General features: G+C 51.9%; 27 protein-coding genes. 2 read left to right on the top strand and 25 right to left on the bottom strand.

What is annotated here, in order from left to right:
- Window positions 1-28: 28 nt before the first annotated feature.
- Window positions 29-1,393: an ethanolamine permease gene (gene eat, locus NR164_RS05835; RefSeq protein WP_017848825.1), complete on the top strand. Its 1,365-nt coding sequence runs from the start codon at window positions 29-31 to the stop codon at window positions 1,391-1,393.
- Between the two features lie 110 nt (window positions 1,394-1,503).
- Entirely contained in the window at window positions 1,504-1,671 is a 168-nt protein-coding gene (locus tag NR164_RS05830; RefSeq protein WP_079443146.1) for a DUF2897 family protein, read from the top strand.
- Window positions 1,672-1,728: 57 nt separating this feature from the next.
- Here NR164_RS05830 and NR164_RS05825 read toward each other — a convergent pair whose 3' ends face one another.
- The 25 genes from NR164_RS05825 to neuB form a co-directional block, all read right to left on the bottom strand.
- Entirely contained in the window at window positions 1,729-2,577 is an 849-nt protein-coding gene (locus NR164_RS05825; RefSeq protein ID WP_046384258.1) for a DUF1989 domain-containing protein, read from the bottom strand.
- A gap of 15 nt (window positions 2,578-2,592) precedes the next feature.
- A complete protein-coding gene (locus NR164_RS05820; RefSeq protein WP_256822472.1) occupies window positions 2,593-3,237 on the bottom strand; it encodes a GntR family transcriptional regulator in 645 nt (214 codons plus the stop codon).
- A 178-nt stretch (window positions 3,238-3,415) separates the two neighbouring features.
- On the bottom strand, window positions 3,416-3,754 hold the full coding sequence (locus tag NR164_RS05815; RefSeq protein ID WP_256822471.1) for a ComEA family DNA-binding protein: 339 nt from the start codon (window positions 3,752-3,754) through the stop codon (window positions 3,416-3,418).
- Between the two features lie 114 nt (window positions 3,755-3,868).
- Window positions 3,869-5,863, bottom strand: a complete 1,995-nt coding sequence (locus NR164_RS05810; protein WP_256822539.1) for a nucleoside-diphosphate sugar epimerase/dehydratase — start codon at window positions 5,861-5,863, stop codon at window positions 3,869-3,871.
- 74 nt (window positions 5,864-5,937) lie between these two features.
- Window positions 5,938-6,978, bottom strand: coding sequence for a glycosyltransferase family 4 protein (locus tag NR164_RS05805; RefSeq protein WP_256822469.1), 1,041 nt, complete (start codon window positions 6,976-6,978; stop codon window positions 5,938-5,940).
- Complete coding sequence (locus NR164_RS05800) at window positions 6,975-7,937, bottom strand: SDR family oxidoreductase (protein ID WP_256822468.1); 963 nt, start codon at window positions 7,935-7,937, stop codon at window positions 6,975-6,977. Before NR164_RS05800 ends, NR164_RS05805 begins: the two co-directional genes overlap by 4 nt.
- The gene (locus tag NR164_RS05795; protein ID WP_256822467.1) at window positions 7,937-9,190 is read right to left on the bottom strand and encodes a glycosyltransferase family 4 protein; all 1,254 of its coding nucleotides are present in this window, start codon (window positions 9,188-9,190) and stop codon (window positions 7,937-7,939) included. The genes NR164_RS05800 and NR164_RS05795 overlap by 1 nt, the downstream gene beginning before the upstream one ends.
- A gap of 13 nt (window positions 9,191-9,203) precedes the next feature.
- A complete protein-coding gene (gene wecB / locus NR164_RS05790) occupies window positions 9,204-10,334 on the bottom strand; it encodes a non-hydrolyzing UDP-N-acetylglucosamine 2-epimerase (protein ID WP_256822466.1) in 1,131 nt (376 codons plus the stop codon).
- A gap of 24 nt (window positions 10,335-10,358) precedes the next feature.
- Window positions 10,359-11,477 (bottom strand): NAD-dependent epimerase/dehydratase family protein, encoded by a 1,119-nt coding sequence (locus NR164_RS05785; RefSeq protein WP_256822464.1) that lies wholly within the window; start codon window positions 11,475-11,477, stop codon window positions 10,359-10,361.
- Between the two features lie 3 nt (window positions 11,478-11,480).
- On the bottom strand, window positions 11,481-12,515 hold the full coding sequence (locus NR164_RS05780; protein ID WP_256822463.1) for a polysaccharide biosynthesis protein: 1,035 nt from the start codon (window positions 12,513-12,515) through the stop codon (window positions 11,481-11,483).
- Window positions 12,516-12,799: 284 nt separating this feature from the next.
- Window positions 12,800-13,582 carry an AglZ/HisF2 family acetamidino modification protein gene (locus NR164_RS05775; RefSeq protein ID WP_256822462.1) on the bottom strand — a complete coding sequence of 261 codons (783 nt, stop codon included), beginning with the start codon at window positions 13,580-13,582 and terminating at the stop codon, window positions 12,800-12,802.
- Window position 13,583: 1 nt separating this feature from the next.
- Window positions 13,584-14,198, bottom strand: coding sequence for an imidazole glycerol phosphate synthase subunit HisH (hisH, locus tag NR164_RS05770; RefSeq protein ID WP_256822461.1), 615 nt, complete (start codon window positions 14,196-14,198; stop codon window positions 13,584-13,586).
- Window positions 14,195-15,328 (bottom strand): N-acetyl sugar amidotransferase, encoded by a 1,134-nt coding sequence (locus tag NR164_RS05765; RefSeq protein ID WP_256822460.1) that lies wholly within the window; start codon window positions 15,326-15,328, stop codon window positions 14,195-14,197. Before NR164_RS05765 ends, hisH begins: the two co-directional genes overlap by 4 nt.
- Before the next feature lie 12 nt (window positions 15,329-15,340).
- Window positions 15,341-16,507 (bottom strand): hypothetical protein, encoded by a 1,167-nt coding sequence (locus NR164_RS05760; RefSeq protein ID WP_256822459.1) that lies wholly within the window; start codon window positions 16,505-16,507, stop codon window positions 15,341-15,343.
- On the bottom strand, window positions 16,497-17,726 hold the full coding sequence (locus NR164_RS05755) for a hypothetical protein (protein ID WP_256822458.1): 1,230 nt from the start codon (window positions 17,724-17,726) through the stop codon (window positions 16,497-16,499). The genes NR164_RS05760 and NR164_RS05755 overlap by 11 nt, the downstream gene beginning before the upstream one ends.
- A 54-nt stretch (window positions 17,727-17,780) precedes the next feature.
- The gene (locus NR164_RS05750) at window positions 17,781-18,446 is read right to left on the bottom strand and encodes a hypothetical protein (protein WP_256822457.1); all 666 of its coding nucleotides are present in this window, start codon (window positions 18,444-18,446) and stop codon (window positions 17,781-17,783) included.
- Window positions 18,421-19,698, bottom strand: coding sequence for a hypothetical protein (locus NR164_RS05745; protein WP_256822456.1), 1,278 nt, complete (start codon window positions 19,696-19,698; stop codon window positions 18,421-18,423). The genes NR164_RS05750 and NR164_RS05745 overlap by 26 nt, the downstream gene beginning before the upstream one ends.
- A 9-nt stretch (window positions 19,699-19,707) precedes the next feature.
- Entirely contained in the window at window positions 19,708-20,643 is a 936-nt protein-coding gene (locus NR164_RS05740) for a Gfo/Idh/MocA family oxidoreductase (protein ID WP_256822455.1), read from the bottom strand.
- Window positions 20,644-20,655: 12 nt separating this feature from the next.
- Window positions 20,656-21,639, bottom strand: coding sequence for a Gfo/Idh/MocA family oxidoreductase (locus NR164_RS05735; RefSeq protein WP_256822454.1), 984 nt, complete (start codon window positions 21,637-21,639; stop codon window positions 20,656-20,658).
- A gap of 28 nt (window positions 21,640-21,667) precedes the next feature.
- Window positions 21,668-22,429 carry an oxidoreductase gene (locus NR164_RS05730; protein ID WP_256822453.1) on the bottom strand — a complete coding sequence of 254 codons (762 nt, stop codon included), beginning with the start codon at window positions 22,427-22,429 and terminating at the stop codon, window positions 21,668-21,670.
- On the bottom strand, window positions 22,416-23,117 hold the full coding sequence (locus tag NR164_RS05725) for an acylneuraminate cytidylyltransferase family protein (protein WP_256822452.1): 702 nt from the start codon (window positions 23,115-23,117) through the stop codon (window positions 22,416-22,418). The genes NR164_RS05730 and NR164_RS05725 overlap by 14 nt, the downstream gene beginning before the upstream one ends.
- Window positions 23,114-24,130, bottom strand: coding sequence for a Gfo/Idh/MocA family protein (locus NR164_RS05720; protein ID WP_256822451.1), 1,017 nt, complete (start codon window positions 24,128-24,130; stop codon window positions 23,114-23,116). Before NR164_RS05720 ends, NR164_RS05725 begins: the two co-directional genes overlap by 4 nt.
- A complete protein-coding gene (locus NR164_RS05715) occupies window positions 24,127-25,170 on the bottom strand; it encodes a nucleotidyltransferase family protein (RefSeq protein ID WP_256822538.1) in 1,044 nt (347 codons plus the stop codon). The genes NR164_RS05720 and NR164_RS05715 overlap by 4 nt, the downstream gene beginning before the upstream one ends.
- Before the next feature lie 21 nt (window positions 25,171-25,191).
- Window positions 25,192-25,824: an acetyltransferase gene (locus NR164_RS05710; protein ID WP_256822450.1), complete on the bottom strand. Its 633-nt coding sequence runs from the start codon at window positions 25,822-25,824 to the stop codon at window positions 25,192-25,194.
- A 32-nt stretch (window positions 25,825-25,856) separates the two neighbouring features.
- A complete protein-coding gene (gene neuB, locus NR164_RS05705) occupies window positions 25,857-26,942 on the bottom strand; it encodes an N-acetylneuraminate synthase (protein ID WP_256822449.1) in 1,086 nt (361 codons plus the stop codon).
- Between the last annotated feature and the right edge of the window lie 2 nt (window positions 26,943-26,944).

Raw genomic sequence — 26,944 nt, 5'->3', positions numbered from 1 at the left:
TTCCAACCGGTTCAGGGAGCGCAATACGATGAACACACAACTCAAACCCACCTTGGGCACCCTGCATTTGTGGGGCATCGCGGTCGGGCTGGTGATTTCCGGGGAATACTTCGGCTGGAGCTATGGCTGGGGCGTGGCCGGGACCTTGGGCTTCCTGGTGACCTCGTTGATGGTCGCCGCGATGTACACCTGCTTTATCTTCAGTTTCACCGAACTGACCACCGCCATTCCCCACGCAGGTGGGCCCTTTGCCTACAGCCGCCGCGCGTTTGGGGAAAAAGGCGGCCTGATTGCCGGCCTGGCGACCCTGATCGAATTCGTGTTCGCCCCACCCGCCATCGCCTTGGCCATCGGTGCGTATCTGAATGTGCAGTTTCCCGCACTCGATCCGAAACACGCCGCCGTCGGCGCCTACATCGTGTTCATGGGCCTGAACATCCTCGGCGTGAAACTCGCCGCCACCTTCGAACTGGTGGTGTGCGTACTCGCCGTCGCCGAACTGCTGGTGTTCATGGGCGTGGTCGCCCCCGCGTTCAGCTTCAGCAACTTCGCCCTTAATGGCTGGGCCGGCTCCGACACCTTCGGGGCCCCGGCGATTGCCGGAATGTTCGCGGCGATCCCCTTCGCGATCTGGTTCTTCCTCGCCATCGAAGGCGCGGCCATGGCGGCCGAGGAAGCGAAAGATCCCAAGCGCACCATTCCCAAAGCCTACATCAGCGGCATCCTGACCCTGGTGATCCTGGCCATGGGCGTGATGTTCTTCGCCGGCGGCGTGGGCGACTGGCGCACCCTGTCGAACATCAACGACCCGCTGCCCCAGGCGATGAAAACCGTAGTAGGCGAAAGCTCCGGCTGGCTGCACATGCTGGTGTGGATCGGCCTGTTCGGTTTGGTGGCGAGCTTCCACGGCATCATCCTTGGCTACTCGCGCCAATTCTTCGCCCTGGCTCGGGCCGGCTACCTGCCGTCGTTCCTGGCCAAGCTGTCGCGTTTTCATACACCGCACCGGGCAATCATCGCTGGCGGCGTGGTCGGTATTGCCGCCATCTACAGCGACGGTTTGATCAACCTGGGCGGCATGACCCTGACTGCAGCAATGATCACCATGGCCGTATTCGGCGCCATCGTGATGTACATCATGAGCATGCTCAGCCTGTTCAAACTGCGTAAGACCGAACCGCTGCTGGAACGCACCTTCCGCGCTCCGGGCTACCCGATCGTGCCGGGCATCGCGCTGGTGCTGGCGGTGGTGTGCCTGGTGGCCATGGCCTGGTTCAACGCGCTGATCGGCATGATCTTCCTCGGCTTCATGGTGGTCGGCTTCATCTACTTCCAGATGACCGCGCACGACCGCGCCGCTGCACCGGCAGATGCAATGTTGACCGGGCTCTAAGGTTTTGAGGCAGAACAGGCCTACACTGAACTACTCAGAAAGCCTGTAACTCAAAGCAGTTATTACCGTGGGAAAAACCTCTCACGGCAATCTGCCTCAAGGAGAGCGTTATGCCGTGGTATGCATGGTTGATTATGGTGGTTGCGATCGGGTCGATCGTCGGCGGGCTGCTGATGCTGCGTGACAGCGCCAACAAAGTGGAACTCACCGACGAACAACGCAAACGCGTGGCCGAGCGCAATGCGCAGGCGGATGCCAAGGATGGGCAGGACCGCTGATCCCATGTGGCGAGGGCGCGTGCTCCCGTCGGGCTGCAATGCAGCCCCTCTTCTGCCCTACTCCCATTCCGCCTTGGCAATCTGCAAACCGTGCTGCCCTTTATAAGCAGCACGCTCCGGCTGACTCCAACCGTTCAGCAACTCGGCTTCCAATCGATAAATCTCAACCCCCAGCGGACGACACACCGTCAGCGGGTCCTGTGCATCCGGGCCCCACATCGGCAGCGACAGATCCCCGCCCGGGCAGGTCGACAGCGCACACAACAAATCAATCTCGGCAAAAAACTCCAGGTAATCGCCCTTCTGCGCCGGACAGGCTTTCATGAAATACATGTCGTCGTGATTGAGGCCGGTGCATTGGAAGATGTTCAGCACGTCATGCACGTCGAATTCCGTCAGACCGTGAGGCAACACCGCACGGGTCAGGTTCGAGTGACAGTGATGATGGAAATCTTCACCAGTGAGCATGCGGTTCACATACGGATCGCAGCGCGTACCGAGCAAATCATGCAGGCGCCCGCCGTGCTCATCAATGCCGTAGCTGGCCAGGCTGTCATCGGTGATGGTCACCAGCGGCCGCAGGAACGGCAGGTTCGACCACAACCGGTCATGGGTGCTGACATGCGCGCCCTGCAACTGACGCGTGCGCGCGGCCCACAGGCGTTCGCGCGGGTCGTTGGCGTTCCACACATTGAAGTCGCCCACCTGCGGCCCCACCGGCGTAGTCACACGGAACACATGCCCGGCCGGCACCTTCCACGCCCTGCCCGTGCGAATCGGCACCTCGAACTGTTCGACCAAGGTGCGTTGATCCTTGCGCTCACGGATACGCTCGTAAAACGCGGTGTCGACCTGCAACGCCGAACCTTTGCTGACCTGGTAAGCGGCTGGATAGTCTTTGTACATGGTGCGGTTCCTCGATCAAGGGAAAGTAAACAGGGCCAACGACTGCCGTTCTGAATCATCCAGGTACACGCTCATCGCCTCCCCGGCCGCCAGCTTGTTGTTATTGGCTAATAACGTGTGGATCTCAAGGTCCCGTTCCAGCCAGGGCGACTGGAAACGCTGCTCATCGGGCGCGGCGCAGAACACCAGACGCAACTGCGCAATCACCTGGGCGAAAAACTCGTCGAACAACGGGCTGCGCATCAGCCCGACAATCTGCTGATGCACCAACAGGCTGTGGGTCGCAACCGCACGCCAGTCCTCACGCTCCCGGGCAAGGGCGGTGGCCTCGATGGCGTTTTGCATACGCTCGGATTGATCCTGGGTGAACGCACCGCTCTGGGCAATGGCCTGCAATTCGAGCGTGCGGCGGACGACAAATAAATCATGCACCTCTTCGCGCTCCAACCGACGAACCACCACGCCCTTGTTGCGCACATAGCGCGTCAACCCTTCCCGCTCCAAACGGTGCAACGCCTCACGAATAGTATTGCGCGACGCGTTATAGGCCTGGACCAGCTCGGCTTCGACCAATGCCATTCCCGGCAACAGTCGGCCACCGATGATGTCGGCACGCAGCTCCAGGGCGATCTGGTCGGCTAAGGACAAGCTGAGTGTCATCGTTACCTCACGATTGTTGAACAATCCTCCCTGTGTGAGTAATCACTTTTCATGCCAACGCCTGCGCGATGTAAAAAGATTCAGCGTGGTAAACACGCACCGTCAAAATCGTGCGTGACGGTTTGTAAGCGCAGATCCCGGATGAAAAAAGGCCGGTCACTGACCGGCCCCTCGATGCTTACTTGATCTCTAACCTGCCACGATTCTTCTCCAGCAACGCCTTGCCGATGCCCTTTACTTCCAACAACTCATCCACCGCCATGAACGGACCGTTGCTCTCGCGATAGGCGATGATTGCATTGGCCTTGGCGGCACCGATGCCAAAAAGGTCACGACGCAGGGTTTCGGCGTCGGCGGCGTTGAGGTTGACCTTGGAGGATTGCTCAGCCTGCACTATCTGGACGGCGATCGGGGTTGGGGTTGGGGGCTCGGGTTTGATCGATGGGGCGGCGGTAGTGGCGGCGGAGAGTGTGGTGAGGAAGGCGAAGATTAGGGAGGTAAGGTAGGTGTTTTGCATTGGTGAGGCTCCATGACATCGGTGAGGTAGAAAAAGCAGCTTTTCCGAAGCTGCTTTTCTAACTTAGGCGATGGTTGGAGGGTGTCAAAAGTGGGTGGGTTACAGAGTGTTAACTCATGGTTCCAGGCGACGTTGCTGGTAGATCCAGTCGACGATTTCGCCGTCGGGAGCGTAGCCGCTTACGGTTTCGCGCAAGAGCTGGCGGACGTGGGTGTAATTATCCTGATCCACTGCTGCAAGTAGCTCGGTCAGCTTAATTTTCAGGGCATCCCAAGACAGATGATCTTCGTTTGCGCTCATGATCATTGGGTGTTGGGTAGCAACTACGTTATCGCCAATCAGTAACTCTTCGTAAAGTTTTTCGCCGGGACGTAGGCCGGTGAATTCGATGGAGATATCGCCATGGGGATTCTTTTCTGATCGAACGCTCAGGCCGGACAGGTGAATCATCTTCTCGGCCAGTTCAACGATTTTTACAGGTTCTCCCATGTCCAGCACTAATACGTCGCCGCCCTGCCCCATGGACCCGGCCTGAATAACCAACTGCGCTGCTTCGGGTATGGTCATAAAGTATCGAGTGATCTTCGGATGAGTAACCGTTAACGGTCCTCCCGATTTGATCTGCTTGTGAAACAGCGGAATCACCGAGCCGGAAGAGCCAAGCACATTCCCGAAACGCACCATGGTGAAACGGGTCTTGTTGACGTGTGACACATTGGATTTATCGCCAAACAAAACAGGCGCCAATTCGTGGCTGAGCGCCTGGAGTGTCAGCTCCGCTAGACGCTTGGTACTGCCCATCACATTAGTGGGGCGTACAGCCTTGTCGGTGGAAATCAACACGAAATTGCACACACCTGCCTGAAGCGCTGCCTGGGCAGTGTTCAATGTTCCAATAACATTATTTAAAACGCCCTCGGCGATATTATGTTCAACCATTGGAACATGTTTATAAGCCGCAGCGTGATAGACGGTATCTACGCGCCACGTTTTCATCACATCCAGTAACTTAGACTGATTGCGTACCGAGCCCAAAATAGGTAACAACTTCACCGGCAGCGATTCTCGAGTGACGCGCTGTTCCAGCTCCGAAAGAATGCTGTAAAGATTAAATTCGCTGTGTTCAAACAACAAAATCGCCGTTGGACGCAACGATAGAATTTGTCGACAAAGCTCAGAGCCAATGGAACCACCCGCCCCTGTCACCAAGACGCTCTGCCCCATGATACAGCGCTCAAGAAGTTCACCTTGAGCAGGCACTGCATCACGGCCCAACAAGTCGGCGATATCAACTTCTTGAATATCGTCTACCTTGACCCGTCCACTGGCAAGGTCCATAAAGCCGGGAACGCTGCGTACGTGTAGCGGAAATCCTTCAAGGAAACCAAGGATTTCACGGCGGCGACCCCGATTGGACGAAGGAATAGCCAGCAGAATCTCTTGGGCGCCAGTGACATCGATCATGCGTTGAATATGTTTGGCTTTGTAGACCTGCAAGCCTGAGATAACGAGGTCGGTAATACTCGCGTCATCATCAATAAACGCCACCGGCCGCATAAGCCTGCCCATGCGCAGTGCCGCAACCAACTGATTGCCGGCAGCACCGGCGCCATAGATAGCTACGCGGGGCAAGCCATCCTCTCGACTGGTGAAGGGCACATGCTGCGCTGCAGAAAACCAGTCACCCAAAAAGTACTGACGCATGGCCAAGCGTAGACCGCCAACCATTATCAGGCTGAGCCACCAATAGTTGAAGATGATTGAGCGCGGGACGACATTCTGGTGATTACTGTACCAGTAAACCACGACACCAAGAATCAAGGACGAAAGGCTGACAGCCTTGATAATCGCAATAAGTGCGTCGTTACCAAAATATCGCATGACAGCGCGGTACATGCCAAAACGAACAAAGAGAGGAATCGCGACGATTGGAGCGGCCAAAAACAACCATAAATGATCCAAAAACGGATTAACCATTTCATCAATGCCAAGACGTACGATGAATGCGAGCCAAAGCGCGGCCCAGACTAATAATACATCTGTGGCAACCTGAATCAGTCGTTTTTTGCGGCGAGGCAATCCCACCAAGAAAGCCCTTAACTTTTCCATAACCCCTTCGTCCACCTCAGACTACTCCAATTTTTTCACTACATGCTTCGAAACACACACCGCACTACTGATCGTCAGCTTTTGCCGGAATTCGCTGCGTCTACTCTTTCCAAAGCGCCCGCATGAAACTTAAACGCCAGGATGACCAGCGGTACATAGGCAACAATCAGTCCCATGAGCCCGTCCAATCCAAGCAACATCACGCATAACGCCACAGGAAGCAACCAAAGCAGGTTGAGCATCGCTACCGCTAGCGTCACCGGCAAGTGCTTGCCGAACTGTCGGGATGCAAACTGATAAGCATGGTTGCGATGCGCCTCATACACCTTATCACCGCGCACCAGCCTGCGAATCAAGGTGAACGTCGCGTCCACGATGAATACGCCGAGCAGGATCAACCAAACCCACAACAACTGCGCAGATACCCAAGCAGCCTGGATAGAGATCACCCCCAGTACCATTCCCAGAAAGCCGCTGCCCGCATCGCCCATGAAGATGCGAGCAGGAGGGAAGTTCCAGAAAAGAAACCCTGCGGCCGCCATTGTCAATATGAGCGGTAGCCAGACCAGGTTCTCGAAGCCGCTCAACCAATAAATCAGGCATGCACCAAGGCTCACGCAGATCGCCTCCACACTGGCAATGCCATCAATGCCGTCCATGAAGTTGTATAGGTTGAGCATCCATACCAGATAAAAAGCGGCAAATACACCGCCCGCCAAACCGAGATTAACGGTCATGCCGAAAACCAAGATGGACGGCAGCCCCCCCAACCAGAACAATGCCCAGGCGGAAGCTACAAAATGCCCCAGCAAACGCCAGCGTGCGGCGATATGGCTGTGATCGTCCATGAAACCGATGATCGCAATCAGCGCCCCAGCACCGCCGACTGCGATCAACACATCAGAAGAAACAACGTGCACCCAACCCAGAAACGGTAACGTCAACAAGAACGCCAGCACAATGGCAATGCCGCCCCCCCGTGGAGTGGGCACCGAGTGAGAGCTACGGGCGTTTGGAATATCGATAATGCTGCGCGCCAATGCATAACGTCGTAATCCCGCAGTCAATGCAAAAGAAAGCAGAGCCACGACAATGATCAACCACCAATAACTCATTGTTTTTTATGTTCCATATAATGTTTTGCAGCCAGTTCCAGAGCGCTATCCACGGATACAGGTGGAGTCCATTGCAATAAGGACCGGGTTTTACCAATATCCACGGCCAGCGAACCACACAGCCGCTGCGACAATGAACGTTTACCTAACACATTGGCAGCAGAGCTAAGTATCCAACTGGGGATTGGCAAAAGCCGCGCCGATTTATCCAGCGCCTTGGCCATACGGCGTAACAGTTGAGTAGTCGATAGATCTTCACCGTCGCTCACCAAAAATGTCTGGTTAGCCGCCTTAGGATGAACACGCGAAGTGACGATCAAGTCAACCAGGTTGTCCAGCGCAACCAGGCTGCGGCCGTTGTGTATAGCGCCAAAGGGCAGAGGGATGCCTTTGTCCAACCAGCGCATCATATTCAGAAAGTTGGCTTTCACGCCCGGACCGTAAATCAATACCGGACGAATAATAACGACCTCCATTGGCGTATGGTTGGCCAGCTCTCTCAACCCCTGCTCTGCCTCCATCTTGGAAACACCATACGGGTCGCGTGGTTCAGGGAGGTCATCTGCCGTGTATGGCTTACCTGGCTGGGTGCCCTCACCGTTTACCTTGATGGAACTGATGAAAACAAAACGCCGAACGCCTGCTTCCGCCGCTTGCCTGGCAAGGTGCAGCGTACCCTCGACATTGATCTTGCGAAACGCCGTCAACGGATCGGTTTCAGTATCGTTCATTACGTGCACACGAGCGGCGCAATGCACCACTGAATCGACACCCACTAGATGCTCACGCCAGTCAGCCGCTTCAAAAGAGTCAAAACGAACGACGTGCACGCCGTCCTCAACTCGATCAGATTCACTGCGAACAGCCGCTTTTACACTGACCCCCTCAGCGACCAAACGACGCATCACGGCGCTGCCGACGAAACCGGTTGCGCCGGTCAAAAAAACAGTTTGCGGCATTACAAGCATCCTTTACGTAACGTTGCATCGCCAAACAGCCGTTCCAAACGAGCCAACAATGTCGGCTTCGAATAGTTTTCCAGATAGTACTCACGGCCGGAATTGCCCATGCGCGTGCGTTGCTCGGCGCTCGTGGTCGACAATTCAAGCGTTATGCGTGCGAGTGCAGTGGCGTCGCCCGATGGGCACGAAAAGCCGGCACCGGACTCGTCAATAACACGTGCAGCCTCACCATTGATCATGCCCAGTATCGGCTTACCAGAAGCCAAATAGGCCTGGACTTTCCCGGGAATGGTTTTCTCGAATACGTCGTTCGTCTTCAGAGAAACCAGCAATGCATCGGCACACGCGAACAAGGCGGGCATTTCTTCCAGAGGGTGGCGCCCGAGCAACAGGACATTGTCCAATTGATGAGATTTCACCTGGCCTGCAAGCCAATCGCTCATGCGACCATCACCCACAATCACCCAACGTACAGCGACTTTACCGGCTAATGCTTGCGCCGCCTCGATAACCGCCGGAAAGTCCTGAGCCTCGCCCAGGTTGCCGGCAAACAAGACGGTGAACACCGTGTCATCACGCGCAAGCAAAGATGAAGGCGGCGGCCCTACTCCAGAAAAATCATCCTCGGCCCAACTCGGGAAATAAACCAGGCGCTCGGGAGCAATAGCCTTGGTGCAATAACCCTTCACGTTTTCGACAAAACCGTGGGATTGCAGCAGAAGATAATCCGCGCGGTTGTAAATCCAGGAAACCATTTTCCCTACAACTGCCAACAGCCCAGGATGACGCAACACACCAACAGCCCGAAGAGTTTCAGGCCATAAATCCAGAACCCAAATAAACACTGGCGCTTTTTTCAATCGTCCAATCACCAGGGCCGGTATCGCCGCCATGATGGGAGACACCGCGTAGACAAAAACTGCATCGAAGTTTTTACCCCGCAACTTCCATGCACCCACGGTTGAGGCTGCGGTAAAAAAAGACAGATAGTTCAATATCAAGCTGATGCTCCGTTTGCCACGGGGGATCAACGGGACACGAACAACTTTCGCACCTGAATACTCCATAAAGCTATCTGGCTGCGCGCGGTAACGCTCGTAGACACTGCCTTCCGGATAATTGGGTAATCCAGTCAAGACAGTGACAACGTGCCCTTTCTCGGACAAGTCTCTAACAAGATCATTGATGCGCATGTTTTCTGGCCAAAAATACTGCGTCACTACCAGAATGTTCAGCTTTTTATCAGGCATTGAAATAACCCTGTCAGTAGCGTTTCCAGACAATCCGGTTCACGTAATCCGTGTAGCTATGGATAATCCTGGCAACTTTCTCCGACACATTCGGCATGCTGTAATCCCCCACAAGGCGTAAGGTTCGATTGTCTCCAGCCCCCTGATTTTCCAGGATATTGAGCCCCTGAAGGACGCGCTCGACCTCCAGCCCGACCATCATGACAGCTGCTTCTTCCATGCCCTCCGGCCGCTCATGCGCTTCACGAATATTCAAGGCCGGGAAGTTCAAGATAGAAGACTCTTCATTGATAGTCCCGCTGTCCGACAACACCGCCTTGGCCGAAAGTTGCAACTTGTTGTAATCCTTGAATCCGAGCGGCTTGAGCAGTTGTACATTCTTATGGAACAAAACGCCCATCGCATCCACACGTTTTTGCGTTCTGGGGTGGGTCGATACAATGACGGGAAGGCCGTAATGAGCAGAAACAGTGTTGAGCACCTCCACAAGCTTGAGGAAATTCTTGTCTGAATCAATATTTTCTTCGCGGTGTGCACTGCAAACAAAAAATTTGCCGTGTTGCAAACTCAGTCGCTCTAGGACATCCGAACCATCGATGCCTAAACGGTAGTGATTAAGCACCTCAAACATCGGGCTCCCCGTTTTGATCACCATGTCTGGAGATAATCCTTCCCGCAACAGGTAATCGCGCGCGATGGTACTGTAGGTGAGATTGATATCGGCAGTATGGTCAACGATACGACGATTGATCTCTTCAGGTACTCGCATATCAAAGCAGCGATTACCCGCTTCCATATGGAACGTAGGGATCTTGCGGCGCTTGGCCGGGATGACTGCCATGCAACTGTTTGTGTCACCCAGCACAAGCAACGCTTCCGGCTGGACTTCTGCCAATACTTCATCAACAGCAATAATTACATTGCCGATAGTTTGCGCACCGCTTGCCCCCGCAGCGTTAAGAAAGTAATCGGGTTTACGGATGCCCAAATCCTGAAAAAAAATTTCGTTGAGCTCATAGTCATAATTCTGCCCGGTATGGACCAAGACATGATCACAATGCCTGTCGAGCGAATCAATGACTCGCGACAGACGAATAATCTCGGGCCGAGTGCCCACTACCGTTACAACTTTCATTTTTTTCATGACTGTCTCGACTAGAGCGTGTGTTTAGGCTTCAGTGCCCACGGGCAGCGCGTAGGTGTCAGGGTGCTCACGATCAAAAATCTCGTTAGCCCACAGCATGACAATCATTTCGTCATCCCCAACGTTGGTAATATCGTGAGTCCAGCCCGGCACGGTTTCCACGACTTCAGGCTTTTCCCCCGTAGTGAACAACTCGTAAAACTCACTCGATACGATATGCCGGAATCGGAAACACGCTTTACCCTTGATCACCAAAAACTTTTCGGTTTTCGAGTGATGATAATGACCTCCCCGCGTAATTCCCGGGTGTGCAGTAAAATAGGAAAACTGACCAGCGTCTGGGGTCTTGAGCATTTCCACAAAGACGCCGCGCGGGTCCCCATACTTGGGAACCTCATAGGTGAAAAGCTCGGGCGGCACATAACTGAGATAAGTAGAATAGAGAGCGCGAACGAGCCCGGTGCCAACCGCTTCTGTAATCAGCGTCTCACGGCTATCCCGAAATGCTGTTAGTTGTGCGGCAAGTGCACCTACAGTTATTTCATAAGCAGGTTCAACCGCAACGAAAGGATCTCCAGACAGCTTGCCATCCATCACCGCAATGAAATGGGCAATGACATCATCGATGTAAACCAGTGTGATGGCAGCGTCTGGATTATTAATCAGGATTGGCTGGCGGCGGGCGATATTATTACAGAATGTCGCTACCGCTGAATTATAATTAGGACGAGCCCACTTACCAAACACATTTGGCAACCGAAAAATATGCACGGGGATATCGCGCTCTCCTGCCAACTTATTCAACGCTTGTTCAGCACCCAGCTTACTCAGGCCGTAAACATTATCCAGCGCTACCTGACTGGTAGACGTATAAAGCACCGGGATATTTCTACCACTTGCGACGATACCGTCACACACTGCACGAGTGAGATCCGTATTGCCGGTTTTGAATTCTTCAGGATTCTGCGGACGATTGACACCTGCCAGATGAAATACAAAATCGGCCTGCAAGAGCATTTCTTTCAACGTAGAAATGCTGTCCTCACGCGAAAACTGCAAGACCTCGACATCCTGGCGCTCCCGCAGGTGCACGATGAGGTTCTTGGCTACGAACCCCTGGGCGCCTGTGATCAATACCTTCATAACTTACTCCTCCGGAGTGACAGACTCGCCACGCTGGATTGCACGCATGAACTCAAGCTTCAACAACAACTGTTGCATTCCTTCGACGTCCAGTCGCTCTGTGTTATGAGAGTTGTAGTCCTCCATACTGGAAATCCTTTCCTCGCCCTGCTCCACGAATTTCCCGTAGTTCAGATCGCGCAAATCTGGTGGCACACGGAAATACTCTCCACGGTCCTCGGCACAGGCCATTTCCTCACGACTCAGGAGCGCTTCGTAAAGCTTCTCGCCGTGTCGGGTACCAATGATATTAATTGGATGCTCCGGCTGTCCCATCATGGAGGTCAGCGCACGCGCCAAAACTTCAACAGTTGCCGCAGGTGCTTTCTGAACAAAAAGGTCGCCATTTTTTCCATGCTCAAAGGCGTATAGTACCAAGTCAACGGCGTCTGCCAATGTCATCATAAAACGAGTCATATTGGGGTCAGTGATCGACAGCGCCTTACCTGCTCGAATCTGATCAATGAACAGGGGGATGACAGAACCACGGGATGCCATGACATTGCCATAGCGAGTCCCACAAATGACCGTTTTGGTATCGTCGACATTACGAGACTTGGCCACCATGACCTTTTCCATCATGGCTTTCGAAATACCCATTGCATTAATCGGGTAGACCGCCTTGTCGGTACTCAGGCACACAACGCGCTTGATTTCGTTCTGAATGGCCGCTTCCAGCACATTGTCAGTACCAATAACGTTGGTTTTGACAGCTTCCATCGGATGAAACTCACAGGACGGAACCTGTTTGAGTGCCGCCGCATGAAAAATATAATCAACACCACGGGTAGCATTCAAAACACTTTGGTAATCACGCACATCACCAATATAGAACTTCAGCTTCGGACTATTGTAATGCTTGCGCATATCGTCCTGTTTTTTTTCATCACGGCTGAAAATGCGGATTTCCGCAATGTCCGTAGCCAAGAATTTTTTCAGGACTGCATTGCCGAAAGAGCCGGTCCCGCCTGATATGAGAAGTTTTTTTCCATTAAACATAATTCACCTAAACCTTTATATGAAATCCAAATCAGTCAGAACACAACTCACAACAAAAAATATACGCCACCGGCGATTAAAGCCCCTTGAAAACCGCTCAAGTTTTAATCGTTACCGTTTTTCCATGCCGCATTTCCAATTACCGCCTTTAGAGGCCGAAGCGAAACGCAGGCGCAGATCATAACACCTGACCCCTTGCACTTTTGAGCAAGTGCACGTGGAATGCAAACCTCACGCGGATCTCATCCGGCAGTGCGCTCCAAAAACCGAAATGCGCTCACAAATCAGCGCGATTTCAACGCTGAAACTATCAATGCATCCTTTTGTGCGGTACTTGGATAGCTGATCAAAACGGCGCGGTACGGGCCTTTGAATACAAAAAAACTGCCCGCTGCGACGCCCACCACACCACAGGCAGAAATCACCTCGCCCATGTGCTCCAGCGAACCGCCGCCTCCCAGAATGGTAACAGGGATGCTCACGACCTTACGCAACTCTGAGGCCAGATCGACGTCGTATCCTTTCATACGGCCATCATTGTCGATAGCGTTGAGGACAATCTCGCCAGCCCCAAGTTTTTCCATCTCGGCAGCAACATCGAGCACGTTACGCTTGGTGTTGCGAGTGCCGTTGTGCGTCCAGACATCCTGCCGCTTGCTGAGCAGACGCTTCTTGTGATCAAGCACAACGACGACACTCTGCCGACCAATTTCGTCAGCAATGCGAGTGATCAGTTGCGGGTTTTCCAATGCTGCGGCGCTGATCGCGACTTTCTCCACGCCCAACGCAATAATACGACGGGCCTGTTCCGAAGTGCTGATGCCACCGCCATAACATAACGGCATCCGACATTCGGCGGCCAGATTCGCAATCTGCTTATAATTGGGCTCTTTCCCATTAACCGTTGCATCGATATCAAGTACGATCAGCTCGTCAGCTTCTTTTTCATTGAAAATCCTTACAGCATTTATTGGATCCCCTACATACTTGGAATCCTTAAAGCGCACGGTTTTCACCAAGCCGCTATCTTGGATCAACAAGCATGGGATTATTCTAGGTCTTAACATCTCATAGTTCCGCGAAGTTTTTAAGAAGTCCCACCCCAAAATGGTGGCTCTTCTCCGGATGGAACTGGACACCATAGACATTATCCACAGCTACCGCGCAACTGAAGTCAAGGCCGTATGAGGCTCGGGCCGCCGCATGTGAAGGTTGAGCGCACTCGAAATAAAACGAATGGAGAAAGTAGAAACGCGCTTCTTCCTCGAACCCCTTGAATAATGGATTCGAGCTCATCGGTTCAACGTCATTCCAACCCATATGAGGAAGCGAGAGGCGCTCCAAACCTGGCACCGAACGGAAATGTCGCACACGACCCGACACCCAGCCTAGCCCCGGCAGCTCTCCCTCATCGCTGCCATCAGCGAGAATTTGCATCCCCACACAAATACCGACAACCGGTACTTTTTTGACCAAGACGAGCTCATCAAGTGTTTCGCGCATCCCGGAAGCATTCAAACGCTCCATGGCATGATCAAACGCGCCGACACCAGGCAAGATCAACTTGGATGCACCTTGTAGCTCCTGCGCAGAGCGGGCCACAACCACTGGTATATGCAGGCGCTTATAAACGTTCACAAAGGCCTGAATATTACCCAGGCCGTAGTCAATTATGGTGATCATCTGAACAATCTTCTTTCCAGTCCGAGTGCACCGAGTACACGAGCACCCAGACCAATTATGAAACGTTTGCTCTTGTAGTCGTGGAATGTTTTGTTCTTGCCGTCAAACAGCGCCTGCAGCTCCTCGACACTCAAATCCAGCTTATTCGCGACATACTCGAATTCTGACTTCAGAAATTGCTCATCCAGCTCTGGCCTGGAAATACGATCCAGGGCAGCCTCTCGGGTCATCTGGCCTGTCATGATCAGACTTGAAAAATGAGCCCGGCGCTTCTCATAGCCAAACTTACGGGGCATCCAATAATCTTCGTAAAAACGCGTAAACCGCGATTCATGATGTTTATGCTGAAACTTTTTCCAACCAAAGAGCCGCTCAAGCGTCGCCTCGGCATCGTGCTTCACATAAGGCAGTAAGTTCAACGGACGCACCACTTGCATACCGAGGACATACCGGTAATAGATCTTATAGACCAAGACATCGACGATCGGGAAGCTTTTCAATTCACGCGAGCCGAATTGACCATGAATATCATTTATCAGCGTCTTGTCGATACCAGGATAAGCCCCCCATTCCTCCGGTTCACGGCAGCATTCAGTCGAGAAGTTCCCGCCGGTCAACACATATTTGATCTTGTGCGCCTTCGCAAACTTGTATAGCCCCGAAAAAAAAGCCGTGTCTTGCGGAATATCCTGATCGGCTACCTGTGCTTTGAAAAAAGCCAATTGCAGGCTTTTCATCTCCTCCCAGTTGATGACTTCGGTGTAGAGATCCAGCCCAAGGCCGTCAACCAGCTTTTCAATGTTGCCAACCGCCTGATCGGTATTCCAACCTGCATCAACATGGAAAAGCAGCGGCCGCAGCCCCATTTTTTCTTTTGCAACGTACGCAAGGTAGGAGCTGTCCAGCCCACCACTCAAGCCGATGATGCAATCAAAATCGCGCCCTTTGCCGTCGGCTTTGATCCGCTCGGCAATTTTCATCAACTCAGCCTCGCCCCGTGCATCCACATGCCAATTGGGTTGGATGTTGGTGCGGAAGTTGCTGCAATACTCGCAACGACCCTGCTCATCGAAGCTGATGTGAGGGTCGGATGTGTCCATGATGCATGTGTTGCATATCTGGTAGATCATGATGCCCCCCAATCAAGACTCGCCATTGGCTTTACGGCGTTCCATGAATTTCTCTATGGAACACTCATCCTTTAGAAACAAAACTTTTTTCCCTATCGCCCTGTACTCGTACCCCAGGAACGAATCATAAGAGACCTGATAGTGACAGTCCGGAAATACAGTGGGCGCCGCGATGTAGTCAGCCAACGAAATCAGGCGTGAAACCGAGTCATCATAAACGTGGCGCGGATGCAGCTTGACCACTACGAAAAAATCAAATTCACGCTTGATACGCTCAATAAAACTGATCTCTGCATCCAGGTAAGGCGCAGAAGAAGCCAGGAAAAGCACCTCTTTGTCGCTACCCATGTCATCGAGTTGCAGCTTTGGAGTGATAGTACCAGTTCTTCCAAACCGATAATACCGTGAGAAAATTTCCTCGAACTCAGGATCAAAAACATACAAACACTCAACCTGGCCAAAGGGGTAGGAAAACTCCAAATCCGGATGTATGTAGGCATGCTGAATAATTGAACAATGACCTGTTACGTGCGTCGCTATATAGTCCCAGCGCTGCAAATTGCAGTCAGTAATCATGTGCTTGCCATTGCTAGACAATTTGCATACGAATAATGAGAACCAAACCAGCGGCAGCAAATCCAGCGCGTGGAAAATGAGATCCTGGCGCCGCACCTCCTGCTTCGGCGCATGCCTCAGAATGAACCACACCACCCGCCAAACGATAAGCAGTGCGCGCAGATAGTCCTTTGCGTCCAGATACCGCAACACAGCCCAAGGTCGCCGGCACTCAAACCGAATACGTTGATCAAAATCATCATACAAGTAGTGGAACAGCTTCAAATGCGCAGTAACGGGCAGACAGACAGTGTCGGGCAATGTCACTGCATCCCGACGCAACAGCATTGGCGCAAACACCAGCGCCAAAAACAGGTTGCCCAATGCGGCCAGCAACAATGCAGGCAGTATCGAGTATTTCAACACCGTCAGTGCCCAAAGCATCGGCTTTCCATACCGTTTACGCAGCGACAGGAGAGGCATGATCTTGTAGAGAGGCAATGCTTCGGACAGAGGTTCCGCTGCCAGGAATTTCGCCTTCAATGACCGGTCCAGGCACGCCTCATTCACGTAAGCCTGAAAAATCAGGATGGATAACGCGCTAACACTTTTACTACTCATCATTATTTACTCGAATAAATAGCAGCCGACTGCTCAATAGCAGAAGCGCGTAAAAAGCCGCGTTAAATAACGCAATCCATTGCAGCATACTCCCGCGAAACATACTCAGGAAGAACAGCAACTCACAAACGAAAATAAATAAGAATACCGGCCCAAAGCGATAACGAAGCGCATATAAACCGCAGATAAACAGTGAGTGAACAAAAATAGGAACCACCCAAAAAACGTAGTAGCCGTAGTTCAGATACAACTCAGTCTCAATAGGCCACTGTTGAGTTGCGGATCCTTCAAACCACTGCTTAGGATAATAAATCGATGTCAACCACCGGCTGATATCGTGCAGATACTCCTCTGAAGGCACACCAACAAAAGTCAACCATTTCTTGATGGGATAACTCATCGTTAAAAACAAGTCCGGCGGCATATCCCGTAGAATCATGTCGTGTAAAAATATTGTATTGAAATAACTCAGAAAATACTCAAGCAGCATTTCCGGCGTGCTGTAAAATCCATTGGAGCGGAAGTACATGGCAAAGCTGAATGCCAATGTAAATCCGAGAAAAATCACGGCGCCTTTCACCAGCGTTAGTCTCATGACACTTAGCCAAGGAATGCTGAAGAAGATAGCAAAGTAAAATATGCGACTTTTCACACCTTGAATGTAAGCACATAAGGTTAAAACCAGCAGGACAAATATGACTAGCATCCAACTCACGCGACGCTGCGTTCGCCAGTAATAACCAAGCGCGTAGGCAAGAAAGTTAGAGCTCATGATCAACAAAAAATTTAGCAACCCATAACCTTTCTTATTTCCAAGGTAAGTATCGCTATAATTACCAAACCACGCCTCAACGCCGCCCGTCACTTGAAAAAAGCAAACAGCCCCTAGTAATATAAAAGCACTCATCACAAACAGCATGAATGGACTTACTCGATATCGCCGAAACAAATTCTGTGCAGATATCTGGGTCATCAGCACTTCAAAAAAACGTGTAAAGAAAAAAAACAAAGTAAATACATAGGCGAACGACAATACAGCCTCATCAGAAAGTTTAGACCAGTCGTTCGTCTTCCCCCACGGCAGAACGTATACCCATCCTACCCACTCCAACAAATAGAACAGAATGCTCGGAAATACAAAATAAAGAAAATAGCTACCAAAAACGATATTGGAGGGACACAAAACCTCTTTATTCCTGAACATAAGGAACACTGTGAGCATGAACACCACAACTAGGAAAATCATAAGCCAGACCACTTCCTATATTCAGGGCTCTCAACGAACAAATAAAGCCGCACTCACTGCCTCAAATACATATTCATTTCCCAATGCATTCAAATGGTGATTATCGCTCAAGAAAATTTCACAAGCCTCGTCAGGGTAACACTCCGCCAAAAAACCATCGGGGAAGCTCTCCGCCAGCATAGAGTTGTACTCCCTGACTGACGCCTCGATACAAGGATTTTTCAGGACGTACGCTGCAGACGGAGGTGCAATAGGCACAATCACTACTTTCGAGCTAGGAAACCGCTCACGGAGACGCCGTAGATTGGCTTTGAACTCACCGGGTTGAACGTAGCGAATACCTCGCTTGGTAATGAGCTGGGTATAGTTACGCTTTACCCATCGATGGATATAACGATTGAAAATACCGGGCATTCTTAACAATAGCGACAATTCGATTTTCTTGATCGCTCGGGGATAGCAATCAACAATCCCGACCTGGACCACAACTACGTCGGCTTCTATCGCCTGGTAATAGTCATCAACCAAAGACATCAGTTGAGTGGTATCCATACCCGGCACACTAACTACGCGAAAACGAAACGCTCCTGCGTAACGATCTGCAACACGGTATGTCCAGCACTGCTCGTCATTAATGAGCGCTGGCTTCAACCTGGGCAACCCCAGGGAATCAGTTAATACAAGTACTTTTTTCATGCTTGTCTTGAGCGCTTATTCTTTTGATCAGGTATATAACGAGAACACTAACGAGCAGTGCATTAAGTAACGGCAAAAACACCAACCAAGTTGTCCCAACAAACAAATAACCATAACCGAACGACAGCGAGAGCCCTGCAACCATCAAACCAAGGTAGGCAATGGCCAACACTCTTTCCAAACGCTGCGCCAAATAGAAGTTACACACAAATCCCAGGCATATCAGCTGAGTCTTCAGGGTTAACATCGATACAAAGACACCCACCAACTCCCAGCTGAACCGGCCGATCACTAGCAAAAAAACAAAAATAGCGAATGCAAAAAATATGACAACACCCAGCAAATAGGCTGCATATTTCGTCATCATTGCAGCGAACGCACCTTGATGAGCAGAGTCGACACCACTAAAACGCTTCAATAGCCCTGGAGTAAAGTAATACAATACTGAGGTCATGCCGAGAAAATAGATATTAGTCAGTACATCAACGTACTGAAAATCAGCTCGCACTTTCTCGGCGGCGCCCAGTACATTTAGCACTACCCGGTCAGACGTCAACAACACCACCAAGCCACTGGCCATCAAAAACATATGCTTTGAAGAACTCAGAACCTTGAAAAACAGCGCCCTGCTTGCCGTCATGGAAGGTCGAAAGGCTTGCAGAGAAATCAAGCAGAAAGCAAAAAAAGAACATATGACAAATGCAGCAGATGCCCCCCAAGCCCCGAAGAACCTGACCTCCAGAGCAACCTGCTGACTTAACCAAGCCAGCAGCGAGAACGATATAAAAAATACCGAGGCCCATGCCACATTCAACGTATTGAGCAGCGCGTCCATGCCTTGCAGCCTGAATACTGTCTGACAGGCTGTCTTAAGATGATTCACGCCCCCAATGAAAAGCCCTGCCATCAAATAGAAGCTTTCATGAGCTGCCACCGCTGCGGTCATCAGGACAAAAGCAACAAAAGCGGAAAAATACAGTTCCAGCCGCAGAATGTCTTCGCGCTCCTCGACACTCGCACTGATCGCCCCATCGCGGATCGCGCCATTGTGAAATCCCAACGCCAGAAAGGTGCTATAGGAAATTGCAATAAAAGCGATACTGGAATCCGCCAACGCCTGCTGGCTCACCATATTCGTAAAGAAAAGTGTCAGCAACGCGACAAGCGAGAACTCGCTATAGGTCGCCAACACATATTTTATAGCGCCCGCGCGCGCCTTTTGCCTCATAACCCCAATACCCGGCGCGGCCATTCATTGACGTCAAACATAAGCAGCAATACGTGCATACAGCTTGCTATTTTCGAAATGCTCTTCCAGAGAACATAAATTCGAATTATCAGACATCAGAAAATTCAAAAGCTGCAGGTACAACCCTGGTTTGTACTCAACATCCAAGGTTATATCGATGTCCAAGGTTTCTACGGCGACGCTATTGATGAGTTGGACCTGCAACTTTTCCATTGGTTTGAAAATAAATCTCCGCTTGCGGGTAGATACTTCTAAGCCCCAACGACCTGGCGCCTGCCAATCCCCGGTGTAGGAGAATAAAGCACCACTTTCTGTCTCGCCTGCCCCGGAAAACCTAGCAGCCCTGCTATGCCACGGTAATGAACCAGCGGTGAACGTAGCTATTTGACGCGGCTTGCCACACAGGTAAAACGCGAGATCGGTGACATGACTTGTATTAGCGAAAAACCAGTTCTCTTTGACCCCCTCGGCCTTGTGGATTTTTTGAATGGCATCAGACCATTCTGTGATTTCAAAATTGAAGCTGGTCACTCCACCATCTTCATCAATTAACTTCCGAGCAGATAAAACAGATGCAAGGAAACGGCGGTTGTAAGCGATATAAACTGAAGCTCCGTGAGTTGTAGCCAACGCCTGAAGTCTTCCGATGGCCTCCAGAGTCATACCACCCGGTTTTTCTACCAACAGGTTATTCACCCCATTTTGCAAGAGAAAACTACTGGTATATTCCAATTGCTCGACACTGACAGCAACGATTGCATGAGTAATGGATTGGGTTGAGGGGAAAAACGCCTCGACCCCGCCGGTAAGCGGTTGTACGCCAACGCTGCTGTTGAAGGCGTCTGCCGATTGTTGGCTACGTCCAACTACAACAAATTGCTTTTCCATGCCTTGCAGTACTTTTGCGTATTGCACGGCCATTGGGCCGGCACCGACTAATAAGATCATAACGAGCCTCTGTCAGGTAATTGGGCACAGGGTGTGGTTGCAATCCCCTTGCCTGTTGAAAAACTCAAGCAATCCTTGAAGGAAGGGCACATGCAACGAAGCTGATTCGTCGAACGGGGTTAACTCGCACTGACCATCGGCGCTTGCGAGTAACTGCCTTGCGACTTCATGAGATAACTGACTTTGGTAAAGGACCGAAAATTCGAGCACTTCCTGATGCCCAGTTTCCTTTGTCTGAATAATGCACTGCCCTTTCGACTCGTTTACTTCGATGCTGAATTGTTCAGTTTCAATATTGATGCTCAGTGGTGCCACTTCGGTGCTAGCGTCTGACGTCAACGAAAAGCGATGCTTATCGGCAACACCCGACAATGTACCCGAAACCTCTTTGTAGCCAAGACGCTTGCTCTCAACGACGGCGGCATCAAGCCCCGACGTATCAAGCGTATAGCAGTGTTCGCCCCCAAGCATCGCCCATAGATCGATAAAATGAATCGCATTGCACGCCAAACCCCAGTTATTCCCATGCACTTGCAGGTTCAAGGTGTGCTCGTGGGCAAGTCGTTTTTTTAGCTCTATATAGATGGAAAACATACGGCGCGGGCAGTTCACCCATACCTGCGTTCCCTGGGACGACAGCAGACTGCCCGCTTCCTCAACTTGCTCAACTGATTGGAAAAGGACCTTCTCAAGAACTAGTTGCCGGACACTGACAGAGGCAAGCAGCTCTCTAAGTACCTGTAAACGACAGTTGGCATTGGTGGCGACAATACAGAAATCGATACTCCGGTTAACGCTGGAGATATCTTCCAGAAACTCAATAGCTTTGATTTTTTCGGATTTAGCTACCTGCTCCCAACGCTCTTGAGCGACCAGGCGAGCCTCTGATGATGGTTCTACTACCTGAATGGAAATATCAGCAAAGTCCGAAAGTGCCAGTGCCTGCAGATGACGACTGCCTAGTTGCCCTGCGCCTATCAGTAAAAAATTCAACATATTTTAACTGTTCTTTCGTGAGCGTGAATTACAGGCTAAAACCGTCATCGACGATGATATTCTGGCCGTTAACGTAACGAGAGTGATCGGAAAGTAGAAATTTTATAGAACCGAGCACATCACTAATATCAAGCATGCCTTTGCCCAGCGTTTGCTTCTTGTACTGCTGAAGAAACTGCTCTGGCTGATGATCAAAAATCCCGCCGGGGCTTACACTGTTAGACCGGAAGCCGCTGTCAGCAATGTAAGTGGTCAGGTACTTGCTTAGGTGAAGTAGCGCTGACTTTATGGCTGCGTACTCAACGGGCATCGTCATGGGTGTGCCGTCATAGACGTCAAATTTCGGCGCAACCACACCATAGATCGAAGAGATGTTAACCAGGGAAAATGGAGTTTTTTCACGCTGAAAATAAGCGCCGCACTGCTGCATGAACAAAAAAGACGACCCCAGGTGCAGGGACACGTTCTCATTGAAATCCGCTAGCGTGACGTCAAAGAATTTTGCGCCGTAGCGCGTGTTTCGCGGGTACGAGCAATTGACAGCACCATCGACAGCGCTGAGCGTCGAGAAGAATGACTCCACCAACGTCGCATCATTCAAGTCAAGCGCAGTGCAGGTTAATGATTGACTGCCCAAGTCTACACCCTGCTGCGCCAAGCGCTCGGCCATCAACGTGGGATCGATATCCGCGGCAATGACATGTGCACCGTCAGCCAGGAGTGCAGCGCTTAACTTACTTCCGAGCAACCCGCCCGCGCCTGCAACCAAAAATTTCTTATTCGCCAGCATGAGCTTTCTCTTTGTCAGCCAGAAGCATTTCGGCCATTTTAAAGTCATAGATGTCGTCGATGTCGACTGCTCGCTCACGGGGCACTACAACCGACTTCACTCGCCCGGAAAAGATGCGTTCATTGGTCAAAATGAAGTCGGGATGTGCAACGTAAGCTACCGTCGTCATATCATATACGGTCGGAGCATCCTGGCGACGATGTGCGTTGTCGCCCGTACATACCAACTGGCTGACGCCCTGTGTGTCACGAACGACCATATTAAAGTAAGGACTGCGAGATGCGGGGGTTACAGTGACAACGATATCCGTGCCCGAGTCCAGACTGGCGAGGCACTGCTCCACATCCTCAACCCCGCGCAGCGGACTGGTCGCCGGCAGACTGATAAATACGTCGAACTTATGCCCTTGGGCTTGCAGATGATAGATAGCATGCCGCCACGCATGCCATTCAGGCGCCGTATCGGTTGCCAGTTCATCGGGCCTTTTGATCACGATAGCCTTATAGGCCTCGGCAACAGCCGCGATCTCATCGGAATCGGTCGACACAAAAATCTTGTCTATGCCAGGCACCTGCTGCGCCACTCTTATTGAGTGGGCAATCAACGGATGATCACCTAATAATTTGATGTTCTTTCCCGGCAACCCTTTAGAGTTACCTCGTGCAAAAATGAAGGCGTACACGCTCACGCTTGAAGATCCCCAATGTTGATGACTTGGCCTGTGGCAGAAGATTTTTTCATCGCCTCAATCAGTCGAAGCGTCTGTAGTCCATCTTCAAGATCAATTACCGGTGACGCGGTACCTTGCGCCACTTGGACAAAGTGTCGCAATTGATCAAGGTACATGTTGTTACGGTCATAGCCAGGATCCTCAAACAGCACATGCTGCTGATCACGTCCCGTGTGCAAGGTAATACCGTTGTTGAGAATATCCCAAATCAGAGTGCCTTCCTGCCCTATAACTTTGCAGGTACGCACTGCAGCCCGTTGGAGAAAGTCCATATGGACATTGACAGCCAGCCGGTCTGAACGAACCAATAGCGCATCGACCGTGTCTTCAACATCAATTTCAAGTGCAGCCGTGTTACGTGCAACGCAATAAACCGTGTCGAACTCGCCAAACAGCCATCTTAAATAATCAAGCTCATGGCTGAGTTCAAGCAATACGCCACCGCCCAGATCCCGCCGGGCCGACACGTTTTTGCGGTAATCACTGGCAGGGCGCCAATCGGGAAGGTACTGCCCAACATCGACACTGACGCTGCGTATTGCGCCCACGCTGCACGCTTCCAGTAACGCCTTGAACTTCAGCGCCGACGACATAAAGCGCAAGTTGTAAGCGATCTCGATTCGAGATTTGTGTTCGAACAATACATCGCGATGGGGGGAGAATCGCTCCAACGAATCGCAGAGGGGTTTTTCGATCAAAACTGGCACCTTCCGATCGAGCAACTGCACCGCATAGGCCAAGTGCAAAGGCGCAGGTGATGCAACTATGGCAAGCACCGGGTTATCCGCCAGTGCTTCGTTCATGGAACGATATATTTGCGTATTCTCGCCCACATCCTCGGCGGACAACGTTCTGCCCGACGCAGAAATACAGCCGACACGCGCCGATGCGAAAAGCTTCTTGAGGTTTCCGATATGACGCTTGGCGATGCTGCCGCTGCCGATAACCAAATAGGCGGGTTGCACACTCATAACCCGGCGAACTCTTGCTGAGCCCTTTGAAAATCTTCCATCCTACCGATATCAAGCCAATACTCGTGAACCGGGAACATATTGACGTCGCGGCCTTCGGCAATTTCGCGCTCCAATAGCGTAGGCATGTCCACGCGCGTTCCTGGCGCAACACTCTTCACCAGCTCAGGAGACAACAGGTATATACCGGCATTGATAAAGAAGCGCTGGATTGGCTTTTCTACCATCGACTGAATACGGTGCCCATCGTTTTGAACAACGCCATAAGGTACACAATGCTCATATTCACGCACGCACATGGTAGCGGAGCCAACATGCTCTTCATGGAACCCCAGAAGGCTCTCGAACCTAAGGGTAGTAAGCAAGTCGCCATTCATCATGAATAGAGGCAGGTCTATCTCGTCATGAGGTAACAGCCCCAGAGCCCCTCCAGTGCCCAGAGGGGCGTCCTCGTGAATGTAACGGATTGAGACTCCCCACTTACTACCGTCACCAAAATAGTCACGAATCATTTCTGGCATGTAATGGGTAGAGATGAAAAAGCGACGGAAACCCGAACTGATAAACCGCTCAAGGATCAATTCCAGAATAGGTTTGTCTCCAACCTTGAGCAGCGGCTTTGGGCAGTTTTGCGTCAACGGGCGCAAACGAGTTCCAAACCCACCCGCCATCAGAAACACCGGATTGTCCCGACGAGGCTTATGCACCAGGTCGTGCAATGTTTCCAGGCCTATGACTTTCCCCTCAGGGCTCACAACCGGAAGTTGCAGCAACTGATAGGTTTCCATTATCGCCAAGATACGATCCCTGCTCCACCCGAGCCCCGCAGTGCGAGGAGTAGCACACATGATCTGATTGATAGGCGTCGTCAAGGGCCGCTGCTTCAGCAGGGCCCGCCGAACGTCGCCATCGGTAAGGGTGCCCAAGAGGCGACGCTCAAGATCAACAACCATGACAATACGAACCGCAACACGATCAAGCGTAGCGATGGCCTCCTCCATTGAGCACTCTGGACCGACGAGTGTTAACTCCCACTGCATCATTGAATACCTTCTCTATGTTTACTCGTCCGACACAGTTCTAGAACGCGCCGCTTGTCCTAATAAAATGCTCCGGGCTGGCAAGTTACGAACCATCACCGCCCCGGCACCGACAACGGCATACTCACCGATCGCCAATCCCTGAATCACTGTTGCGCCTGCGCCGATAAATGAGCAGTCAGCCACCTGAATGTTTCCGCAAAGCGTCGCGCCTGGTGCTATGTGAACATGAGCGCCCACGCTGCAATCGTGATCAACGCTTGCACTGGTGTTGACTATCGTATTGGCCCCCACGCTCACATCCGGCTGAATGATCACACCGGCCATCACCTGGACACCGTCAGCCAACACCGCAGAAGCATCAACGATAGCCCCCGGATGCACAAGCACGGGAAATCGGAAACCCATCCCGACGGCTCGCTCATATATCGCTTGGCGAAGACTACCTCCAACGACCTGCCCAACGCCGTTGATCAAACCAACGTCGGTACAATCGAGTTGCTCCAGCGCCTCATCACCACCCAGAACCCTGATTCCGCGCCACGTTACAACACCCGAACGCTTAAGCCCTGGATCGCAGACACCTTGAACTTGCAGCCCACAGGCGATGGCAAGCGATAGCAATACCTTCGCGTGACCACCCGCCCCCAGCATTATGAATGTCTGGGGCCCACTTGGCGCGGCGTTCATCGCTCAATAATCTCACCAATCTGGACGGAACGTTGACTACGAGTACCCACCAACCCCCACAAAGCGGTGGGAGGTAAACCAAACCCACTGCGAGCGGTTGTCAGGTCTTCACGAGAAATGATCGACCCTGCCTCTATATCCCTTGCTGCAACCACCTGCTGGCGCGCAGCCTTGCGAGTGTCCCATTCACTGGGCTGAGGTGTCTTGCATGCATCACCCAACGCCAGTTCAAGCTCGCGAATCTGGGTGATCATGGACTTCAACTCATCGGGCTCCAGTGATGCCTTGTGATCAGGCCCTGACATGGAGCGGTCCAGCGTAAAATGTTTCTCGATGACCTTGGCACCACGAGCAACAGCAGCGATCGAAATCAAGCTGCCTTCGGTGTGATCCGAATACCCCACCGCGAGCCCGAATGCTGTGAGTGTGTCCATTGCCCGTAAGTTCACCTCCGCCCAAGGCGTCGGGTACTGGGAGGTGCAATGCAGCAACGTAACATGCCCATACAGCTGCTTACGAGCCTCAGGACGGCTCCAGTTACGCCAAACCTCTTCCATATTGGCAGGCTCTCGATCAAAGGCCACCGCGTGCGCCACGATAGCCAGACCCTGCTCAACTTCGCTGAGTGTCGCCATGCCGGTTGAAAGCACCAGCGGTTTACCCATACGCGCAAATTGCCACAACAATGGGCCATTCGTCAGCTCGCCCGAGGGCACCTTGAAGAACGGCAAATTCATCTCACACAAAAACCGAAGACTGTCGGTATCAAATGCGGTGGACAAAAATTCGATACCACTGCGCCGTGCGTGGGCCTGCAAATCCGCATGCCATTCCTTGGGCAGCTCAAGCTTTTTAAGCATTGCCAGCTGGCTTTCCGACGCTTCGGTACTCTGCAATTGATACGAGGCTTTCGGGGCTGCCTTTGAAGCCAGTCGCTTGGCATCAAACGTCTGGAACTTCACCGCATCAGCGCCGGCTGCCGCTGCAGCATCAACCAGTGCGAACGCAAGATCGCGCTCCCCATTATGGTTAACGCCCGCTTCAGCAATGATGTATACCGAGTCTTCGTTAGGTGCTTTCATGG

The sequence above is a fragment of the Pseudomonas sp. Pse79 genome, from assembly GCF_024519615.1.
GTDB classification, from domain to species: domain Bacteria; phylum Pseudomonadota; class Gammaproteobacteria; order Pseudomonadales; family Pseudomonadaceae; genus Aquipseudomonas; species Aquipseudomonas veronii.
The sequence above is the reverse complement of the archived record's forward strand: the minus strand, read 5'-3'. Positions and strand labels throughout refer to the sequence as shown.

Excerpts from the sequence above, each read along its gene's own strand:
- NR164_RS05780 (WP_256822463.1), bottom strand. The coding sequence starts at position 12,515 with ATGTTTAATGGAAAAAAACTTCTCATATCAGGCGGGACCGGCTCTTTC.
- eat (WP_017848825.1), top strand. The coding sequence starts at position 29 with ATGAACACACAACTCAAACCCACCTTGGGCACCCTGCATTTGTGGGGC.
- NR164_RS05745 (WP_256822456.1), bottom strand. The coding sequence starts at position 19,698 with ATGGCCGCGCCGGGTATTGGGGTTATGAGGCAAAAGGCGCGCGCGGGC.
- NR164_RS05800 (WP_256822468.1), bottom strand. The coding sequence starts at position 7,937 with ATGCCGCAAACTGTTTTTTTGACCGGCGCAACCGGTTTCGTCGGCAGC.
- NR164_RS05830 (WP_079443146.1), top strand. The coding sequence starts at position 1,504 with ATGCCGTGGTATGCATGGTTGATTATGGTGGTTGCGATCGGGTCGATC.
- NR164_RS05805 (WP_256822469.1), bottom strand. The coding sequence starts at position 6,978 with ATGAGTTATTGGTGGTTGATCATTGTCGTGGCTCTGCTTTCTTTTGCA.
- NR164_RS05735 (WP_256822454.1), bottom strand. The coding sequence starts at position 21,639 with ATGTTGAATTTTTTACTGATAGGCGCAGGGCAACTAGGCAGTCGTCAT.
- NR164_RS05795 (WP_256822467.1), bottom strand. The coding sequence starts at position 9,190 with ATGCCTGATAAAAAGCTGAACATTCTGGTAGTGACGCAGTATTTTTGG.
- NR164_RS05710 (WP_256822450.1), bottom strand. The coding sequence starts at position 25,824 with ATGCTGGGGGCGGGTGGTCACGCGAAGGTATTGCTATCGCTTGCCATC.
- NR164_RS05750 (WP_256822457.1), bottom strand. The coding sequence starts at position 18,446 with ATGAAAAAAGTACTTGTATTAACTGATTCCCTGGGGTTGCCCAGGTTG.
- NR164_RS05775 (WP_256822462.1), bottom strand. The coding sequence starts at position 13,582 with ATGTTAAGACCTAGAATAATCCCATGCTTGTTGATCCAAGATAGCGGC.
- NR164_RS05785 (WP_256822464.1), bottom strand. The coding sequence starts at position 11,477 with ATGAAGGTATTGATCACAGGCGCCCAGGGGTTCGTAGCCAAGAACCTC.
- NR164_RS05740 (WP_256822455.1), bottom strand. The coding sequence starts at position 20,643 with ATGATCTTATTAGTCGGTGCCGGCCCAATGGCCGTGCAATACGCAAAA.
- NR164_RS05760 (WP_256822459.1), bottom strand. The coding sequence starts at position 16,507 with ATGATGAGTAGTAAAAGTGTTAGCGCGTTATCCATCCTGATTTTTCAG.
- NR164_RS05810 (WP_256822539.1), bottom strand. The coding sequence starts at position 5,863 with ATGGAAAAGTTAAGGGCTTTCTTGGTGGGATTGCCTCGCCGCAAAAAA.
- NR164_RS05765 (WP_256822460.1), bottom strand. The coding sequence starts at position 15,328 with ATGATCTACCAGATATGCAACACATGCATCATGGACACATCCGACCCT.
- neuB (WP_256822449.1), bottom strand. The coding sequence starts at position 26,942 with ATGAAAGCACCTAACGAAGACTCGGTATACATCATTGCTGAAGCGGGC.
- NR164_RS05820 (WP_256822472.1), bottom strand. The coding sequence starts at position 3,237 with ATGACACTCAGCTTGTCCTTAGCCGACCAGATCGCCCTGGAGCTGCGT.
- NR164_RS05715 (WP_256822538.1), bottom strand. The coding sequence starts at position 25,170 with ATGCAGTGGGAGTTAACACTCGTCGGTCCAGAGTGCTCAATGGAGGAG.
- NR164_RS05730 (WP_256822453.1), bottom strand. The coding sequence starts at position 22,429 with ATGCTGGCGAATAAGAAATTTTTGGTTGCAGGCGCGGGCGGGTTGCTC.
- NR164_RS05755 (WP_256822458.1), bottom strand. The coding sequence starts at position 17,726 with ATGCTCACAGTGTTCCTTATGTTCAGGAATAAAGAGGTTTTGTGTCCC.
- hisH (WP_256822461.1), bottom strand. The coding sequence starts at position 14,198 with ATGATCACCATAATTGACTACGGCCTGGGTAATATTCAGGCCTTTGTG.
- NR164_RS05825 (WP_046384258.1), bottom strand. The coding sequence starts at position 2,577 with ATGTACAAAGACTATCCAGCCGCTTACCAGGTCAGCAAAGGTTCGGCG.
- NR164_RS05815 (WP_256822471.1), bottom strand. The coding sequence starts at position 3,754 with ATGCAAAACACCTACCTTACCTCCCTAATCTTCGCCTTCCTCACCACA.
- wecB (WP_256822466.1), bottom strand. The coding sequence starts at position 10,334 with ATGAAAAAAATGAAAGTTGTAACGGTAGTGGGCACTCGGCCCGAGATT.
- NR164_RS05720 (WP_256822451.1), bottom strand. The coding sequence starts at position 24,130 with ATGAGTGTGCAACCCGCCTATTTGGTTATCGGCAGCGGCAGCATCGCC.